Here is a 20724-nt window from a genome sequence, read left to right as displayed (position 1 = left end):
CACTAAGCAAATGTAAGTAAGCTTTCAAATCCAGTTGCTTCTTTTATAACCTCATTTGGTGTTTTATAGTCTAGTGATTTTCTAGGTATAGAATTCCATTTATACGCAATCATATTTAATTCTTCTTGAGAATATGCAGATAAATCTGTAGACTTAGGTAAATCTTTTCTAACTATTCCATTTGAATTCTCATTTAGCCCTCTTTGACCTGGTGATCCAGGGTCTCCAAAGTAGATTTCAATATTAACTGAACTATCTTTTTCTATGTCTGACCATTTTGAAAACTCTTTACCTCTATCAAATGTAATAGTAGATATACACGACTTATGTAAAGATGATAGCCATTTGCAAATTGCTTCTTTAACATCCTCACTCTTTCTACTTGCTTTAAGTAATACAATATATTTTGAATACTTTTCTACTAAAGTAACTATAGCTGATTTTCTAGCTTTTCCTACAATAGTATCTCCCTCAAAATGGCCATATTCTATACTAGTTTTAGCATTAGGATACTTTTCATCTCTTTCATGAATTGTTTTACATGTATTAATTTTACCTCTTGTTTCGTTATGACCCTTCGGGTTATTTTTACCCTTACGTCTCAACTTATTTATATCTATTACACCTTGTTTTGCTAATTTGTATAATGTTTTTGTTGATATTTTTTCATCTTTTCCATCTATTTTATCTCTTCCTGCGATAGCATCTAAAGACCAATCATTTTCTAGCTTATTATTGATATCATCTAATTTTTCTTTGCTTAATACAATGGGCTTTCTTCCACATCTAGATTTATTTATTAGGTATTGATTATATATTTCTTGAACAGTAAGTCCTTGCATAAATAGCTTGTAATATCTGTAAACTTTATCTTTTCCAATTTTCATTCTTTGAGCGCAAGCTCTTGCTTTCACGCCTAAATAGTAATTTGCTTCTAGATTTGTTAGCTGATTTATGTTAATATGATTAAAAGACATTTTTGGTACTCCTTTTGTTGATTTTAGTAGGTTAACTAAGTATATCATAAGTGTCTTTTTTTGTTTATATATTTGTCTGATTTAATTATACAATTCAGGGATGCAAAAAAGTTTTTAGAGTTTATATATAAGGCTAAAGAAAGTGTTAATAAGGATTTTGATGTTATGCTTGAAGCTAAGAAAAAAGATATAACTCTTAACACATTAGTCAAAGATTTAAAGCATATAACTAAAGATATAAAATTTATAGACAACAGCACTTTTGAAATATAATTAAAATATTTCTGAAAAACGATTGCACATATGATATATATTGTGCTACTATAAAAATATAAACAGTGCAATCGATTGCTCTGAAAAGAATAGGGGGATTAAAAATGGGATTAAAAAGAATCTTAAGTTTATTAACTGTAACAGTATTAGTAGGTACAAGTGTAGTTGGATGTAGTAGCTCAAATGGAGGCGATAGTTCAGGGAATGCTTCAGGAGACAAGGTTGTAGTAGATATATTCCAATTTAAAGTAGAGGCTAAAGATGCACTAGAAAAAGCAGCAAAAGTTTATGAGGAGAAAAATCCTAATGTAGATATAAATATAGAAACTGTAGGAGGGGGAAATGACTACGGTGCTGCATTAAGATCTAAATTCCAATCAGGTCAAGAACCTACTATATTTAATATTGGTGGACCACAGGATGTTGAAGACTGGACATCTAAATTAGAGGACTTATCAGATCAACCTTGGGTTAATGAGGCATTTGATGGTACATTAGGTTCAGTAACAAATGATGAAGGTGTATTTGGTATGCCTTTTAACCAAGAAGGATATGGATTTATATATAACAAAGAAATATTTGAAAAAGCAGGTATTGACCCAGCAACTATAACTTCTTATGAAGCATTAGAAAATGCTGTTAAGACATTAGATTCTAAAAAAGATGAATTAGGGATTGAAGCAGTATTTGCAGTTCCAGGAAAAGAAAAATGGGTAACAGGACTTCACTTACTAAATGTTGCATTAGGAAATGAATTTGAAAGTGGAAAGCAAGCCTATGAAGCTAAGATCTTAAACTTTACATACAATAAAGAATTAAAAGAATTATTAGATTTACAAGCTGACTATGCATTTATGCCAGATGGTAAAAAAGGATCTATAAACTCTGTTGACTATGCTATGCAAATAGAGCAAAAATACTCAACTGGTAAAGTAGCTATGGTTCAAATGGGTAACTGGGCATATGGAGGAATAGAAGGAGTAAATGCTGATATAGCAGCTAACTCAGGAATATTACCAATGCCACTTAAGGGAGTTAAAGAAGACTCTATACCAGTAGGTGTTCCAATGTATTGGTCTATAAATAAAGGTGAATCAGATGCAGAAAAAGATGCAGCTAAAGATTTCTTAAATTGGCTATATACTTCTGATGAAGGTAAAGAAATGATAATAAATGACTTTAATTTTATACCAGCATTTAAAGGATATGAAAGTGATGAATTACAACCAAAGGATCCATTATCAGCAGAAGTATTAAATTATGCTAACAATGGAAAAACTATGCCATGGGTATTTATGGGATACCCAAGTGGATGGGGAGAAAATGTTGTTGGTGCTGATATACAAAAATATTTAGATGGAAGCATGAGCTGGGAAGATTTAGTTAAAAATGCTCAAAAAACATGGGCTGAGGAAAGAGAATAAGATAATTAATATTTCAAAAGGAAAGTACACTTGTACTTTCCTATAATTTTAAAGGGGGGAATAGTTTATGTCACAAGCTAAAGTTGAAATTAAAGAATCAAAAACTAAAGTTAAAAAGTTAAATAAAAAATCTAAAAGTCAGCATGGTATAGCTTACTGGTCATTTGTTGGACCAAGTTTATTTGCATTTTCATTAGTTGTACTTATTCCATTAATATTAGGGATTTATTATTCATTTACAAATTGGAATGGTATAGGTTCTAATATAGAATGGGTTGGACTTAAAAATTATATAAAAGTATTTAATGATGAAGGATTTAGAAGTTCACTTTGGTTTACAGTTAAATTTACTATAGTATCAGTTATTTCTATAAATGTAATAGCATTTTTCTTAGCATTACTAGTAACTAGGGAATCAAAAATAAGTAATTTACTTAGAACAATATTCTTTATGCCAAACTTAATTGGAGGATTAATATTAGGTTTTATATGGCAATTCATATTTGTTAATGTATTTAATGCTGTAGGTCAATCACTAGGTCAAGAATGGATGATGGGATGGTTATCTAATTCAACTACAGGTTTTTGGGGAATGGTAATCATTATGGCTTGGCAAATGGCAGGATATGTTATGGTTATATATATAGCAGGTCTTCAAAATGTTCCACCAGAATTAAATGAAGCTGCAAAAATCGATGGAGCAAATGCATGGCAAAGAATAAAACTTATCACTTTCCCAATGATAAGACCATCATTTACAATAAGTTTATTCTTAACACTTTCGAACTCATTTAAGTTATTTGACCAAAACTTAGCATTAACTAATGGAGGGCCAGGTAATGCAACTCAAATGCTAGCATTAAATATTTACCAAACAGCATTTTCATATAACAAAATGAATTTAGCTCAAGCTAAAGCTGTAATATTCTTTGTATTTGTTTGTATTATAACATTAGTTCAAGTTTATATGACTAAGAAAGATGAGGTGGAAGCATAATGAATAAAAAATTAAGTAAGATAGCACTAGATATATTAGGTATAATACTGGCATTAATATGTTTATCGCCATTTTATATAATAATAGTAAATTCATTTAAGACAAAAGGGGAATTATTTGAAAGTACACTAGCTTTACCAGAAAAGTTTAATCTTGATAACTATACTAGAGCATGGGAGCAATTAGATTTTATAAAAGTATTAGGAAACTCTTTATTTATAACAGTTATAAGTATAGTATTTATAGTACTATTTGCATCTATGGCAGCGTGGATGCTACAAAGAACAAACTCTAAAATAAGTAATATGATATTATTTATATTTATATCTTCAATGTTAGTTACATTCCAATCTATAATGTTACCTCTTATAAATATAATGGGGAAATTAAATTTACTTAATGTACCAGGAATTATATTTATGTATATAGGATTTGGTTCTGCATCTGCAATATTCTTATATCATGGATTTGTAAAGAGTATACCAAAAGAATTAGATGAAGCTGCATTAATAGATGGATGCAGTAAGTGGCAAACATTTAGATATATAATATTTCCGCTTTTAAAGCCAATATCAATAACAGTTGCAATACTTAATACAGTTTGGATATGGAATGATTTCTTATTACCATCATTAGTTATAAATCAAGCAGGTACTAGAACAATACCACTTTCAATGTTTTTCTTCTTTGGACAATACACAAAGCAATGGGATTTAGCACTTGCAGGTCTTGTACTTACAATAATACCAGTTTTAATATTCTATTTCTTTGCTCAAAAACACATTATAAAGAGTGTAACAGTAGGAAGTATAAAATAAATATAGGATTAAGATACAACATTTAAAAGTATACAAGTCAAATTGATATAATATTAGAGTTTAAATATATGCTTATATTTAAACTCTAATATTAAGATAATTATAGAAAGCATTATATAGAGGTGACGCCATGAAAGTAACAATAAAGGATGTAGCAAAAGAGGCAAATGTTGCAACATCTACAGTGTCTAGGGTTTTATCTAATAGCCCTAAAATAAGTGAAAAAACTAAAGAAAATGTACATGAAGCTATAAAAAAACTAAATTATAAACCAAATGCAATAGCTAGAAGTTTAGCAAATAATAAAACTAGAATACTTGGTGTAGTTCTTCCTGAGGATGCGGATGATATATTAAATAATCCATTTTTCATAAATGCTATGAAGGGAATGAGTATGTATGCTCAAAAGAAAAACTACTATATAACTTATACATTTAGTAAGACTCAGCAGATAGAAAGAAAGCATTTAAAAGATATAATAAATAGTAATTTAGTTGATGGAGTTATACTTCTTAGAGTAAGTGAAGACGATAAAAATACAGCTTATTTAAGAAGCATAGATTTTCCATTTGTTGTAGTTGGAAGACCTGATAATCCAGAGGAAGTTTTATGGGTTAATAATGATAATATTAGTGCAATGTATAATGTTGTAGAGAAGTTGATTAAAAAAGGTCATAGAAAAATAGGTTTTGTAGGGGCTATTGAAAATCTTAATATGTCTAAAGATAGATTTATAGGATATAAGAATGCACTTTTTGATAACAAAATAAGCTATGATGAAAGTATTGTTGTACATAAAGATGAATTCATAGAAAATGAAGGACAAAGTGCATGCAATGAGCTTTTACAAAATAAAGATATAACTGCGATTGTTACAACTGATGATCTTATAGCTTTTGGTATTATGAAAGAATTAAAATTAAAAAATATAGATAATATATCAATAGTAGGATTTAATAACACACCTTTATCAGCATATCAAAATCCACCACTTGCTACAGTTGATATAAATGCCTATGAGTTAGGATATAGTGCTGCAAAATTACTTATAAATAATTTAGAAGGTAAAGAGCATGCAAAAAGACACTATATAGTAGATACAGAATTTATAGAGAGAGAATCCTTTATATAATGATATAAACTCTGAATAAAAAGTTAAATTTAAGGGGAATTGGGAGTATGATAGATGCATTTATATTTGATTTAGATGGAGTGATAACTGACACAGCAGAGTATCACTATCTTGCATGGAAAGAATTAGCAAACAAAATAGGTATAGAAATAGATAGAGAATTTAATGAAACATTAAAAGGTGTAAGTAGAATGGAATCTTTAGAGAGGATACTTGTACATGGAAATAAGCAAAATGATTTTACTATTGAAGAAAAAGAAAAAATGGCAAATGATAAAAATATGTACTATGTATCCTTAATAGAAAATATAACACCTAAAGATATATTACCAGGAATAAGTAAATTATTGGAAAATATAAAATCAAATAATATAAAAATAGGATTAGCATCAGCAAGTAAAAATGCGACTATGGTGCTTAATAATTTGAAACTTGTTAATTATTTTGATTTTATAGCAGATGCATCTAAATGTAAAAATAGTAAGCCTGCGCCGGATATATTCCTTATGGCTTTAAATGGTTTAAATGTTGAAGCTAAAAATTGTATAGGGATAGAAGATGCATATTCTGGAATTGAAGCAATAAATACATCTGGAATGTATTCTGTAGGAGTTGGAGATAAAGAAACATTAAAAAATGCAAATTTAGTAGTAGAAGATACAACATATTTAGAATTTGATACATTAATGGATATATTTAATAAATAAAAAGTTAACAGGGGGATATGTATGAAGCGTTTATTTAACACTATTGATGAGTGGAAGATAATTCAAGATAAAATAGAGTTTGAAGAAAATAGATTAGCTGAATCCATAATGAGTATAGGTAATGGATATATGGGTATGAGGGGTAATTATGAAGAATATTATAGTAAGGACTCTCATAGAGGATCTTATATAGGAGGGGTTTGGTATCCTGATAAAACACGTGTTGGATGGTGGAAAAATGGATATCCTAATTATTTTGGTAAGGTGCCAAATAGTGTAAACTTTATAGGTATTGATGTATATATAAATGGAAAAATATTAGATTTAGGAAAAGCCGAGGTAAAAGATTTTTATAGAGAGTTAGATATGAAAAATGGTACTCTAACTAGAAAATTTATAGCTAACATAGATGGATATGAAATAGAAGCTAAAGTTACAAGATTCTTAAGTATAGTAGCTAAAGAATTAGGAGTTATAAAGTATGAGATAAAAGCATTAAATTTTGATGGAGAAGTAATGTTTTGTCCATATTTAGACTCAAATGTAAAAAATGAAGATTCAAATTATGATGAAGCATTCTGGGTTAACGTTAGTACAGATTCTAAAGAAAACTATGGTAGTGTAGTAGCTAGAACTAAAGATAATCCATTTAATACAGAAGTGTTTACTATAGCATCAGTTATGAATATTAAATCCAATAAAGATGCTAAAAAAAATACTTACTCAAATAAAGAATACTATAGTGATAATACTTTAGTATTTGATATTAAAGAAAGTGAAACTATATATATAGAAAAGTATGTTGCTATAACTACTACAAGGGACTATAAGGAAAATGAACTTGTAGAAAAAGCTGAATGTATATTAAGTAAAGAAGCAAATAAGGGGTATGAAATAGTTTTACAGGAACAAAGTAAAGCATGGAATAAAAGATGGGAAACAGCAGATATAAAAATAGATGGTGATGATTTAGCACAACAAGGGATAAGATATAATTTATTCCAATTACTTTCAACATATTATGGAGATGACTCAAGACTTAATATAGGTCCAAAAGGATTTACAGGAGAGAAATATGGTGGAGCAACTTATTGGGATACAGAGGCATATTGCATCCCAGTTTATCTTGGTGTAGCATCTAAAGAAGTATCAAGAAATCTTTTATTATATAGATATAATCAGTTAGATAAAGCAAAAGAAAATGCTAAAAAGCTAGGCTTAGATGGAGCTTTATATCCAATGGTTACATTCAATGGTGAAGAGTGCCATAATGAATGGGAAATAACTTTTGAAGAAATTCATAGAAATGGTTCTATGGTTTATGCGATATACAACTACACTAATTATACTGGAGATTATGAATATATAAAAGAATACGGTATAGATGTAATAGTTGAAGTTGCAAGATTTTGGGCAAGTAGAGTGCACTTAAATAAAAGAAAAGATTTATATATGATTCATGGAGTAACAGGTCCTAATGAATATGATAATAATGTAAATAACAACTGGTACACTAACTATCTAGCTAAATGGTGCTTAGAATATGCAGCAGAAAATATATCTAAGTTAGAAAAAGAGTGTATAGAATCAGTAAATAGAAATAATGTAACTGAAGAAGAGGTTAAAAAATGGTTAAATATATCAGCTAAAATGTACCTACCTTATGATGAAGAGTTAGATATAATAGTTCAACATGATGATTTTTTAGATAAAGAATTTATAAAGGTAAAGGATTTACCAAAGTGCAATCTACCTTTAAATCAAAATTGGTCATGGGATAAAATACTTAGATCATGCTTTATAAAACAAGCAGATGTACTTCAAGGAATTTATTATTTTAGTGATAAATTTACTTTTGATGAAAAGAAAAGAAACTTTGATTTCTATGAAACGTACACTGTTCATGAGTCGTCTCTATCTCCTTCGATTTACTCTATAATTGCTTGTGAAATAGATAATCTTGATAAAGCTTATGAGCTATATTCAAGAACAGCTAGACTTGATTTAGATAATTATAATAATGATACTGAAGATGGACTTCATATTACATCTATGTCGGGTGCATGGCTATCTATAGTTCAAGGATTTGCAGGTATGAAAACAAATAATCAAACTTTATCATTTGGTCCGAAGCTTCCTGATAAATGGAATAGTTATAGTTTTAACATAAATTATAGAGAGAATAAACTCAAAGTAGAAGTAAATAAAGACGGTGTAAATATAACTAATTTAGAAGGTAATGATATAGAAATTAATGTTTATGATAAAAAATATATAGTAAAAAATAATGAATATATAGATAATAAAGATGTTGCATTAAACTAAAGTATGACGCCTTAATACATAAGGCGTCATACTTTTTTTATATACTAAATAAAAATTAAAATTTCATTATAATATGAGAGATATGGACCAATATTTTCATGAATCAACAAAATACCTTGAATAAATAATCATAAATGTTATATAATGGATGTATATGAATAAAAATATATTATACAAAAGGTTACAAAAAAGATACATTATCTGTTAATTTTAAAGGAGATTGATTATGTTAAATAGAAAAATTGCGATAGGAGTAAGCGTACCTGTTATGGCCCTTGCATTATCAGCTACAGCTTCATTTGCAAATTCAAATGAAGGTACAGTAACGGCTGATGCATTAAACGTAAGAAGCGGACCAAGTACAAGTTATGGTATTACTACTAAGCTATACAAAGGAGATAAAGTAGAAATATTAGAAACATCAAATGGATGGCATAAAATAAAAGCATCAAATGGAAAAATAGGATGGGTGAGTGGAGATTATATAAAAGTTTATTCAGGAAGTACTTCACAAACATCATATAAAGCAACAGTAACTGCAACTTCATTAAACGTAAGAAGTGGAGCAGGAACAAGCTATTCAGTGATAACAAAGTTATCAAAAGGAACAGTAGTAGATGTAATAGAAAGTGCATCAAATGGATGGAAAAAGATAAAAACATCAAATGGAACAACAGGATGGGTAAGTGGAGATTACTTAACAACGGGATCAGCTGGAAACTCATCAACAGATAACTCAACATCACAAACATCATATAAAGCAACAGTAAATACAGACTCGCTAAATATGAGAAAAGGTGCAGGAACAAGTTATTCAGTAATAACAAAGTTATCAAAAGGAACAGTAGTAGATGTTCTAGAAAGTGCATCAAATGGATGGAAGAAAGTAAAAACATCAAATGGAACAACAGGATGGGTAAGCGGAAGTTATTTAACAACTGGAGTAGTTGAATATCCATCAACAGATAACTCAACATCACAAACATCATATAAAGCAACAGTAAATACAGACTCGCTAAATATGAGAAAAGGTGCAGGAACAAGTTATTCAGTAATAACAAAGTTATCAAAGGGAACAGTAGTAGATGTTCTAGAAAGTGCATCAAATGGATGGAAAAAAATAAAAACATCAAATGGAACAATAGGATGGGTAAGTGGAAGCTACTTAGCAAATAGTGTGGTTGAACAGCCATCAACACCATCTACTAATAAAGTACAAGCAGTAATAGACTTAGCTCACAAGCAATTAGGGAAGCCTTACGTATGGGGAGCTGAAGGACCTAATAGTTTTGACTGTTCAGGACTTATATACTATGTATATAAAAATGCAGCTGGTATAACATTGCCTAGAACTTCGTCTGCTCAATACAGCGCAGGAGTAGCTGTAAGTAGATCAAACTTAAAAGCAGGAGATTTAATATTCTCAAGTACTGATGGAACTGGTAATATAACACATGTTGCTATATATGTAGGAGATGGACAAATGATACATGCTCCAAGAAATGGTAAAAATGTTGAGAAAGTTAGCATAAACAACAGCTACTGGAACAAAGCATATGTAGGAGCAAGAAGAGTTTTATAATATAAATTAAATACTTTATATAAATACCTCAAAAGATAGATTTATAATCTTTCAATTGAGGTATTTTTGCATAAAAATATTTAAATTTCTTTATTTATTATTAAAATATGCTTACTATATTAATGAATAGAAAAGTATTTTAATATCATATTTTTTACTTAAGGAGGCTATTATGGTACTTAATAAAGATGAATTTCTAAAAGAGTATAATATAGATGAAAAATTTTTAATAGATAACAATATAGACTGGAATGAGTTAGACAAAATTTATAATGACTATAGTATGTATAGAAAAAGTTATGAAACTCAAGCAAATTTAATTTCAAATATACTTAGGGAACATAAAAAAGTACACTCTGTTAAAGCACGTGTTAAAGATGAGAATCATTTAATAGAGAAGATTATAAGAAAAACAGAAGATAGAAGAAGAAAATATGGACAGGATTTTAACTTTACAGTAGAAAATTATAAAGATGAAATAACAGATTTAGTAGGAATAAGAGTAATACATATATTTAAAGAAGATTGGGAAGAAATTCATAACTTTATAACTAAGATGTGGAATGTAAATGAGATAGTTGCAAACATTAGAAAAGGAGATAATACCAAGACATTTGAGGAATTAGGAATTGAAGTTTGTTCTAGATTATCAGGATACCGTTCAGTTCATTACTTAATAGAATCATATCCAACTACAGAAAAAGTTATAACAGAAGTACAAGTTAGAACTATATTTGAAGAAGGATATGGTGAAATTGATCATCAACTTAGATATTCACTAAATGAGATACCAGAAATACTTGAACAAAACCTAATGTTGCTTAATAGAATAGCAGGAAGCTCTGATGAAATGGCATCTTTAATAAATTTATTAAGTAAAAATTTTAAAGATATAGAAAGTGAATACAATAAAAAAATAGAAGAAAAAAATAAAAAGATATTAGAGCTTAAAGAAAATATATTAAAAAATGAAGCTTTAGATGAAAAAGATAAAAAGTTATTTATAAAAAATATAGAAAGCATAATAAACTAGTTATAATTCATAACCCTCATATATAAGATTTATTAAATAATACTTATATGTGGGGGTTTTATGATAGATTTAGAAAGTAGGATAGAAGAAATCAAATCTAACTTAGTATCTAAAAATTTTAAATATATAATAAAATGTAAATATAAAACTATACCTGCAAAAGAAAAAGATATATATGACGAAGAAAAAGTTAAAGATTATAACTATTATGTTAAACTAATAAAAAAGTTGAAGAAACATATAAAGGATTCAAGTGATATACAATTTTATACAATGTATGATAAATTTAATAATTTAGTTTGTTTAGTAAGCAAATTTGATATAAACGAAATATATATAAATTTAAATATTGATATAAGAATAATAATAGGTGATAAATATGATACTTATATGAAAGCTACATACTATCAGGAAAAATGTGGTATATTATATTTAGAAGAATTTGTATCTGGAAATAGAAAAAATGGATATGGTTCTATGTTATTAGATAATTTGAACTTTATTATAGATAACATAAATAGTAGATTAAAAAACTATAATAACTATAGTGAAACTTATAATTTTAAACCTATAAAAATCCTAAAAGGAAGAGCAATACCTTTTAAAAGTGTTATAAGTCAGGAAGACTTAAATAAACTATACACAAAATATGGATTTAAAATAGATAATAACAATTATTTATTAAAAAATAGGGAATAAATATATATATTATAGTAAATATAAATAGATAAATAAAACTATGTTAAGGAGGCTAAAATGGAATATAAAATAGGCACAAATTATAATGGATTTGTACTTGTAAGAGAAGAAAATATAAAAGAAGTAAATTCTATAGCTAGAATATTTGAACATGAAAAAACAGGTGCAAGACTTTTACATATGGAAAATGATGATACTAATAAAGTATTTTCAATAGGATTTAAAACACCTCCAGAAGATAGCACAGGTGTTATGCATATACTAGAACACAGTGTATTATGTGGATCTAGAAAATTCCCAACTAAAGAGCCATTTGTTGAACTTGTAAAAGGTTCTTTAAATACATTTTTAAATGCAATGACATTTAGCGATAAAACAATATATCCTATAGCAAGTCAAAATGAAAAAGATTTCTTTAATTTAATGGATGTGTACTTAGATGCAGTATTTTATCCAAATATATATAAAACTAAAGAAATACTTATGCAAGAAGGATGGCATTATGACCTTGAGAAAAAAGAAGATGAATTAACATATAAAGGTGTTGTATATAATGAAATGAAGGGTGCTTTCTCATCTCCTGAAGGAATACTAATGAGAAAAATCCAAGAAACATTGTTCCCAGATAACACTTATTCAAATGAATCAGGAGGAGATCCAAAGTATATTCCTGATTTAACATATGAACAATTTATAGATACACATAAAAAATACTATCATCCATCTAATAGTTATATATTCTTATATGGAGATATGAATTTAGAAAAATGTTTAAAATTCATAAATGAAGAATACTTAGCTGATTTTGATAGAAAAGAAATAGATGCAGAAATTAAGCCACAAGAAAAATATAATAGCATAAAAGATGTGGAGTATACTTACTCAATATCTGAAGAAGATGATGATAGTGAAAAAACTTTCTTAGCTTTAAACTATGTAACAGGAAGATCAACTGATGAAGAAGTTTATATGGACTTAAATTTATTAGAATATATACTTCTTGAGGCAGAAGGTGCACCACTTAAAAAAGCTCTACTTGATGCAGAAATAGGAAAAGATGTTTTTGGTAGCTTTGATGGAGGAATACTTCAACCTGTATTTAGTATAATAGCTAAAAATAGTGATGTTAGTAAAAAAGAAGAATTTAGAAAAGTAGTTTATGATACACTTAATGATATTGTAAAAAATGGAATAGATAAAAAGCTTATAGAAGGGTGTATAAATGCATTTGAATTTAGATTAAGAGAAGCAGATACTGGTGGATATCCAAAAGGATTAGTATATTATATGAATGCTATGGATAGTTGGCTATATGGTGGGGACCCACTTATGCATATAAAATATGAACACGCTATAGAAAATGTCAAGAAGTCTCTTAATACTAATCACTTTGAAGAGCTTATTAAAAAATATATGTTAGACAATACTCATGCATCTTTACTTACATTAAAACCAGAAAAAGGATTAGCACAAAGAGAAGAAAATGAGTTAAAAGAAAAATTAGAAAACTATAAAAATAGTTTAAGTGAAGAAGAATTAAATAAAATAGTAGAAGAAACTAACAACTTAATACTTCGTCAAAGTACGCCAGATTCACCAGAACTTTTAGAAACTATACCACTACTTAGTTTAGACGATATAGGAAAAGAAGTTGAAGATTTAACTATAAATAAAGTTAAACATAATAATATAGAAATACTTCATTGTAATACATTTACAAGTAATATTGCTTACTTAAACTTTATGTTCTATGGAAAATGTATAGCAGAAGATGATATACCATACTTTAGTTTATTAGGTAATTTACTTGCAAAAGTTGATACTAAAACTTATGACTATAAAGAACTATCTAATGAAATACTTATAAATACTGGTGATATGTACTTTAGAAATAACGTATATGGAAATGATAAAGATGAAAATAAATACTATCCATTCTTAGAAGTACGCACTAAGGTTATGGATGATAAGATATACAAATCTATGGAAATAATGGCTGATATAGTTAAAAACTCTTTATTTGAAGATAACAAGAGAATAAGAGAAGTAATAAGAGAGCTTATTTCAAGAATAGAAATGATGCTTATGCAAGCAGGGCACCAAGTTGCAGTTGGAAGAGTTGCTTCATATTTCTCGCCTGCAGCATCATATATGGAAAAAATATCAGGATATGATTATTATAAATTCTTAAAAGATATAGAAAATGATTTTGACAATAAAATAGAAAACTTAAAATCTAAATTATATGAATTACAAAATACTATATTTAATAAAAATAATTTAATGGTATTTATAACTGGTGAAGATAAGGAATTAAACTTATTAAAAGAAAATATGAACAAAGTTGTTGATGTATTATCTACTGAATCTTTAAATAATAATGATTATACATTTAATGAAGAACAAAAAAATGAAGGATTAATGACTCCTGCTAATGTAGATTATGTATGTAAAGGATACAACTTTAAAAAGCTTGGATATGACTACAATGGAAGTTTATTAGTATTAAAAACTATACTTGGATATGATTATTTATGGAATAGAGTAAGAGTTAAAGGTGGAGCATATGGATGTATGTCAACTATTGCAAGAACTGGTAATATGGCATTTGTATCTTATAGAGACCCTAACTTAACTGAAACTCTTAAGGCTTTTAATGAAGCACCAGATTTTATAAAATCATTTGATGTTTCAGATAGAGAGATGACAAAATATATTATAGGTACTATAAGTAATTTAGATATGCCACTAACTCCAGCATCTAAGGGTGAAAAAGCTCTTGGTATGTATATGAGAGGTATAACTAAGGAAGATAGACAGAGAGAAAGAGATGAAGTTTTAGCTACAAATGTTGAAACTATAAAAGAGTATAATAAGCTTATAGAAGATATAATGAAGAAAGATTTTATATGTGTCGTTGGTGATGAAAAGAAAATTAAAGCTGACAAAGATGTATTTAAAAATTTAATAAATGTATTTAATTAATGTATAAAAGTGTCTTAATTAATAAAATGTACCCTATAGAGTAGACAACTAATAAAAAGGTCTACTCTATAGGGTATTTTTGTATATAATTAAATAAATAATAATTAGATCGGAGAAAATTTTAATGAGTAAAAAATTATTTACAGAACAGGAAATAATAATATTAAAACAAAACAAATACATTAAGAAAGTAAGTTCGAAAGGTATTACCTATACCGATGAATTTAAAAAAATATTTATAAATGAAAGTATCAATGGTAAACTTCCTAGAATAATATTTGAAGAGTGTGGCTTCAATATCGATATTATAGGCATGCAAAGGATTAAATCTTCTGCTAGCAGATGGCGTACGGCCTTTAAAAATGGCGGAGCTATAAAACTTACAGATACTCGCAAATACAATACTGGAAGACCTATTGAGAAAGATCTTTCAATAGAAGAAAAATACAAAAAACTAGAAGCTAAAATGAAGTTACTTCAAGCTGAAAATGAATTACTAAAAAAGTTAGATATGATAGAAAGGAGAGTGTTAAAGAAGAAGTAAGTTTATTTTCTTGTGAAAAATATGAGATTATTAAGTCTACAATAAAAAAATATAAACTTAAAAATATGATAAGTTATTTATGTAAAGTTGCAGGTGTATCACGTTCTGGGTATTATAAATACTTCTCATCAGAAAGCAAGGATTTAAGAAAATCAAGAGAAGATAAAGATATTTTATCAAAAGAAAATGTATTAAAAGCTTTTAACTTTAAAGGACGTAAAAAAGGTGCAAGACAAATAAAAATGGTTTTAAAAGATAGATTTAATATAATATATAATTTAAAGCGTATTAGGAGAATCATGAAAAAATATGGAATAGTTTGCCCGTATAGAAAAGCGAATCCTTACAGACGTATGATGAAAGCAAGTAAAGAGCATACTATTGTTTCTAATTTCATAAACAGAGAATTTAAGCAAGATATACCATATAAAGTGCTATTAACAGATATTACATATTTAAGTTATAAAAATGGAAAAAAAGCATACTTGTCTACAATAAAAGACTCCTCTACAAATGAAATATTAGCTCATTATGTCTCAGATAACCTACGGTTAGATATTGTTTTAAATACACTAGAAAAACTTAAGTCAAATGTGAATTTAAAACTCCATAGCGAAGCTATTTTACACTCAGATCAAGGTGTTCATTACACGAGTCCTAAATTTCAAAAGCAAGTACAGCAATTAGGTTTAAAACAATCTATGTCAAGGAGAGGCAATTGCTGGGACAATGCTCCACAAGAATCATTCTTTGGGCATTTTAAAGATGAAGTTATTCTTAGCAAATGTAGTACATTAGAAGAAGTGATAAAAGAAATAGATGATTATATGGATTACTATAATAATTATAGATATCAATGGAATTTAAGCAAGATGACTCCTGTTCAGTACAGAAATCATCTTGTTTCTTAGAAATACCTTTTTTTAAATTGTCCTTGACAAAGGGTACACTTTATAATTTTAAGGCACTTTTTATATTGTATATAAATAACTCGTTGTGCTAGTTAGATTTAATTATTGAAAATACTAGAGTTTAGAATAGTTTATATTCTTTGTAAAAAACTTTATGTAGTAATTTCAATATGTGTAGTAAAATAACTAGCACAACAGATTAAATAATAAAAATATATATGAATATTTTTATAAACATCTTTTAATGATATTATTAAGTATATAATCTAAGGTCTAATAAGGGGTATAAGATGGATATAAAAAAAGATAGTCAGACACCATTTTTATATGAAAATAAAGAATCAAATACTATGGTAATATTTGTACATGGAATACTAGAAGGTCCTAAGCAGTTTAGAAAATTTACAGAGGTTGTATATAATAAAGGTTCTTCATATTCAGCAATTCTACTTGATGGGCATGGAGGAAGTGGTAAAAAATTTGCTAATAGTAGTATGAAAAAATGGATAAATTCTGTGGAAAAAGAGATATTAAAGTACAAAGATAAGTACGAAAATATAATATTAGTAGGTCATTCTATGGGAGGATTATTATCAATACTGTTATCATTAAAATATAAAAATAAAGTAAAATCACTTATATTAATATCAACTCCACTTAAGGTACATGTACGATTTGATATGATGATAAGTAGTATAAAAATAGCTTTAGGGAAAATTAAAGATGAAGATACATTAACTAAATATGCTTATAATGCATTGAGTGTTGATAGAAGTTCATTAGTAACTTATGCTAGATGGATACCAAGATATAAAGATTTATTTGAGCTTATAGTAATGGTGAAGAGAGAGCTTAAAAACATAGCTATACCAACATTAATTATACATACTAAAAAAGAGGAACTTGTTAGTAATAAAAGTTTAAATTTATTTTATAAAAATTTGAAAAATGATTATAAAATTATAAATTTAGAGAAGTCTGGACATTTTTACTATAATGAAGATGAACTAAATAAAATATTAAAAGTATTTCAAAGATTTTTAGAAGACACAATAAGTTAAATATAAATTTAACTTATTGTGTCTTCTTTAATATTATAGGGTTATTTAAACTATTAGACATTATTCATAGTAATTTTCTTATAAATTAAAATAAATTTTTAAGAGTTTTATAAAAAATTATACGTAGTATAATGTGAAAGGAGGTTAGATATGGAAAATAAAATAATAAAACTTATAAAAAAGAAAGACCATAGAGGTATTGACTATATTGTAGATTTATATTCAGATAAAATATCTTATATAGTGAATTCAATTTTAAAAGGATATTCAAATAAAGAAGATATTGAAGAATGTATAAGTGATGTATTTATATCTGTTTATAATGATATACATACTTATGATAATAAAAAAGGAAAATTTGAAACATTTGTTTTTATAAAAGCAAAATATATAGCACTCGATTATAAGCGAAAAATAATAAAGAAAAAAGAATATGAAAAAATAAAAGAAGATAGATTATTAAAAATAAATAAATATAGCTTATGAAAGCGCTGAAAAAGAAGTTATTAAAAAAGAAAAGTTAAAAGATATAGCAAACTTTATAAATAACCTTAAAGAATAAAGTGTACCCTTTGTCAAGGACAATTTAAAAAAAGGTATTTCTAAGAAACAAGATGATTTCTGTACTGAACAGGAGTCATCTTGCTTAAATTCCATTGATATCTATAATTATTATAGTAATCCATATAATCATCTATTTCTTTTATCACTTCTTCTAATGTACTACATTTGCTAAGAATAACTTCATCTTTAAAATGCCCAAAGAATGATTCTTGTGGAGCATTGTCCCAGCAATTGCCTCTCCTTGACATAGATTGTTTTAAACCTAATTGCTGTACTTGCTTTTGAAATTTAGGACTCGTGTAATGAACACCTTGATCTGAGTGTAAAATAGCTTCGCTATGGAGTTTTAAATTCACATTTGACTTAAGTTTTTCTAGTGTATTTAAAACAATATCTAACCGTAGGTTATCTGAGACATAATGAGCTAATATTTCATTTGTAGAGGAGTCTTTTATTGTAGACAAGTATGCTTTTTTTCCATTTTTATAACTTAAATATGTAATATCTGTTAATAGCACTTTATATGGTATATCTTGCTTAAATTCTCTGTTTATGAAATTAGAAACAATAGTATGCTCTTTACTTGCTTTCATCATACGTCTGTAAGGATTCGCTTTTCTATACGGGCAAACTATTCCATATTTTTTCATTATTCTCCTAATACGCTTTAAATTATATATTATATTAAATCTATCTTTTAAAACCATTTTTATTTGTCTTGCACCTTTTTTACGTCCTTTAAAGTTAAAAGCTTTTAATACATTTTCTTTTGATAAAATATCTTTATCTTCTCTTGATTTTCTTAAATCCTTGCTTTCTGATGAGAAGTATTTATAATACCCAGAACGTGATACACCTGCAACTTTACATAAATAACTTATCATATTTTTAAGTTTATATTTTTTTATTGTAGACTTAATAATCTCATATTTTTCACAAGAAAATAAACTTACTTCTTCTTTAACACTCTCCTTTCTATCATATCTAACTTTTTTAGTAATTCATTTTCAGCTTGAAGTAACTTCATTTTAGCTTCTAGTTTTTTGTATTTTTCTTCTATTGAAAGATCTTTCTCAATAGGTCTTCCAGTATTGTATTTGCGAGTATCTGTAAGTTTTATAGCTCCGCCATTTTTAAAGGCCGTACGCCATCTGCTAGCAGAAGATTTAATCCTTTGCATGCCTATAATATCGATATTGAAGCCACACTCTTCAAATATTATTCTAGGAAGTTTACCATTGATACTTTCATTTATAAATATTTTTTTAAATTCATCGGTATAGGTAATACCTTTCGAACTTACTTTCTTAATGTATTTGTTTTGTTTTAATATTATTATTTCCTGTTCTGTAAATAATTTTTTACTCATTAAAATTTTCTCCGATCTAATTATTATTTATTTAATTATATACAAAAATACCCTATAGAGTAGACCTTTTTATTAGTTGTCTACTCTATAGGGTACATTTTAGAACCAGATAAAACATACTTTTATTTAAAGTACTTTATTAATATGGAGTCTAAAGAAATAGCTAAAAAGTACAATACCACCTTAAGTTCAGTAGAAAATAGACTTTATAGATGTAGATTAGCTCTTAAAAAGATTATAGATGGAGGTGTATAGAGTGGAAGATAAAGATGTTTATGAAGTTATTGATGAACTTATAAAGAATGAATTAGAAAATAATATTAATATAAGTGAAGATGAAATATTCAATAAAGAATTAGAAAATAATTTTAAATTAGATGAAGAATTTAAAAATAGAATAAAATTAAAAGTAAAAAAATCTATAAGTAATAACAAAAATGATAAATATTTAAGGCCCAAAAAGCTTACTATTATAGCATTTATTGTATGTATTTTAACAGTATTTCCACTTGTAGTTAAAGCTATAGTTGATAAAGTATACAACTATGTAGATACAACTGGGCAAGTTATAAAAAGTGATTCAGTAGTGTACAAACTAGAAAATCCTATAACAAAAAATAAGAATAATAATACAATAACTTTAGAAAGTTTTGTATTAGATACTAAGGATAAAACTGTTAATATGAAGATATCAGGTATTGGTCAAATTCCTAAAAAGGATTATACAACTATAAAAATAGGTAATGAAAACATAGATACAACCTTTTATGGAATAGGCAGTTCGGGAAATGAATGGAAATATGAAATTAGTAGTAATTATAACCTTAATTATAGTAATGAAAATATAGAAGTTAGTTTAGATCTTGATGATAAAACCAATTTTAAACTTAACTTTTCATTAATAAAGTCTGATGCAGTTTCTAGCTATAAGGATTTAGGTCCTTCAGATACTAAAAATAATGTAGAAATAGTTTCAGTAGTAAAAGAAGAAGGTAACTTATTAGATGTTAACTTCATAAGTTCAATAGAAGAGAAAGACTTACAAGTAATGGATTATGGAAACCCATATAATTACAATGAAAAAACTAATACTTATGATTATGAAGTGATTCTTAGAGATAAAAAAGGAAAAGAAGTTGAAGGTAAGATAGTACAACATGGAGATAGAAGTAATAATTTTACTTTTGATACTTCTAATATGGAAAAACCATATAAGATAATAATACCTAAAATAACATTAGCTCCATATGGTGTAGTTCAAAGTAGTAAAGTAATAAAGCTACCAATACCTAAGAATGGTTAAACTATTAATCTTAATAAAGA

The 20724-nt window shown here is 27.1% G+C and carries 17 protein-coding genes; 15 read left to right on the top strand and 2 right to left on the bottom strand.

Translation table 11 applies throughout. The features are described from left to right. Positions 1 to 2: 2 nt before the first annotated feature. Entirely contained in the window at positions 3 to 977 is a 975-nt protein-coding gene (locus tag BN7997_RS12360) for an IS30 family transposase (protein WP_071119190.1), read from the bottom strand. A 72-nt stretch (positions 978 to 1049) separates the two neighbouring features. Between BN7997_RS12360 and BN7997_RS12355 the strand changes: the two genes are divergently transcribed. The 14 genes from BN7997_RS12355 to BN7997_RS12285 all read left to right on the top strand — a co-directional run bounded on the left by BN7997_RS12355 (position 1050) and on the right by BN7997_RS12285 (position 17954). Then, positions 1050 to 1250, top strand: coding sequence for a hypothetical protein (locus BN7997_RS12355; protein WP_143023207.1), 201 nt, complete (start codon positions 1050 to 1052; stop codon positions 1248 to 1250). A 104-nt stretch (positions 1251 to 1354) separates the two neighbouring features. Continuing rightward, the gene (locus tag BN7997_RS12350) at positions 1355 to 2674 is read left to right on the top strand and encodes an ABC transporter substrate-binding protein (RefSeq protein WP_071121059.1); all 1320 of its coding nucleotides are present in this window, start codon (positions 1355 to 1357) and stop codon (positions 2672 to 2674) included. A 67-nt stretch (positions 2675 to 2741) separates the two neighbouring features. Continuing rightward, entirely contained in the window at positions 2742 to 3671 is a 930-nt protein-coding gene (locus BN7997_RS12345; protein WP_071121058.1) for a carbohydrate ABC transporter permease, read from the top strand. Further along, a complete protein-coding gene (locus BN7997_RS12340) occupies positions 3671 to 4489 on the top strand; it encodes a carbohydrate ABC transporter permease (RefSeq protein WP_071121057.1) in 819 nt (272 codons plus the stop codon). The genes BN7997_RS12345 and BN7997_RS12340 overlap by 1 nt, the downstream gene beginning before the upstream one ends. A 130-nt stretch (positions 4490 to 4619) precedes the next feature. Then, positions 4620 to 5621, top strand: coding sequence for a LacI family DNA-binding transcriptional regulator (locus BN7997_RS12335; RefSeq protein ID WP_071121056.1), 1002 nt, complete (start codon positions 4620 to 4622; stop codon positions 5619 to 5621). Between the two features lie 47 nt (positions 5622 to 5668). Then, positions 5669 to 6328: a beta-phosphoglucomutase gene (gene pgmB, locus BN7997_RS12330; protein ID WP_071121055.1), complete on the top strand. Its 660-nt coding sequence runs from the start codon at positions 5669 to 5671 to the stop codon at positions 6326 to 6328. Positions 6329 to 6349: 21 nt separating this feature from the next. Further along, a complete protein-coding gene (locus BN7997_RS12325) occupies positions 6350 to 8653 on the top strand; it encodes a glycoside hydrolase family 65 protein (protein WP_071121054.1) in 2304 nt (767 codons plus the stop codon). Positions 8654 to 8879: 226 nt separating this feature from the next. After that, positions 8880 to 10235: a C40 family peptidase gene (locus BN7997_RS12320; protein WP_071121053.1), complete on the top strand. Its 1356-nt coding sequence runs from the start codon at positions 8880 to 8882 to the stop codon at positions 10233 to 10235. A gap of 172 nt (positions 10236 to 10407) precedes the next feature. Then, a complete protein-coding gene (locus tag BN7997_RS12315; RefSeq protein WP_071121052.1) occupies positions 10408 to 11268 on the top strand; it encodes a RelA/SpoT domain-containing protein in 861 nt (286 codons plus the stop codon). Between the two features lie 60 nt (positions 11269 to 11328). After that, positions 11329 to 11967, top strand: coding sequence for a hypothetical protein (locus tag BN7997_RS12310; RefSeq protein ID WP_071121051.1), 639 nt, complete (start codon positions 11329 to 11331; stop codon positions 11965 to 11967). 57 nt (positions 11968 to 12024) lie between these two features. After that, positions 12025 to 14952 (top strand): insulinase family protein, encoded by a 2928-nt coding sequence (locus BN7997_RS12305; RefSeq protein ID WP_071121050.1) that lies wholly within the window; start codon positions 12025 to 12027, stop codon positions 14950 to 14952. Between the two features lie 124 nt (positions 14953 to 15076). Next, positions 15077 to 16407, top strand: a protein-coding gene (locus BN7997_RS15310; RefSeq protein WP_408638337.1) for an IS3 family transposase whose coding sequence is annotated in 2 segments (ribosomal slippage) — positions 15077 to 15464 and positions 15464 to 16407 — 1332 coding nt in all. Because the reading frame shifts where the segments join, the coding sequence is not laid out codon by codon here. 290 nt (positions 16408 to 16697) lie between these two features. Then, positions 16698 to 17468: an alpha/beta hydrolase gene (locus tag BN7997_RS12290; RefSeq protein WP_071121049.1), complete on the top strand. Its 771-nt coding sequence runs from the start codon at positions 16698 to 16700 to the stop codon at positions 17466 to 17468. 150 nt (positions 17469 to 17618) lie between these two features. Beyond that, complete coding sequence (locus BN7997_RS12285; protein ID WP_071121048.1) at positions 17619 to 17954, top strand: sigma factor; 336 nt, start codon at positions 17619 to 17621, stop codon at positions 17952 to 17954. Positions 17955 to 18070: 116 nt separating this feature from the next. Here BN7997_RS12285 and BN7997_RS15305 read toward each other — a convergent pair. Then, a protein-coding gene (locus BN7997_RS15305; RefSeq protein ID WP_408638337.1) for an IS3 family transposase occupies positions 18071 to 19401 on the bottom strand; the annotation gives its coding sequence in 2 pieces (ribosomal slippage) (positions 18071 to 19014 and positions 19014 to 19401; 1332 coding nt in all). A gap of 256 nt (positions 19402 to 19657) precedes the next feature. On the opposite strand from BN7997_RS15305, the gene BN7997_RS12270 reads away from it, so the two are divergent. Further along, positions 19658 to 20704 (top strand): hypothetical protein, encoded by a 1047-nt coding sequence (locus BN7997_RS12270; protein WP_071121047.1) that lies wholly within the window; start codon positions 19658 to 19660, stop codon positions 20702 to 20704. The last annotated feature ends 20 nt before the right edge of the window (positions 20705 to 20724 follow it).

This window comes from Romboutsia timonensis, from assembly GCF_900106845.1.
Classification (GTDB): domain Bacteria; phylum Bacillota; class Clostridia; order Peptostreptococcales; family Peptostreptococcaceae; genus Romboutsia; species Romboutsia timonensis.
Note: the sequence above shows the minus strand (reverse complement) of the source record. Positions and strands in the feature narration are given on the sequence as shown.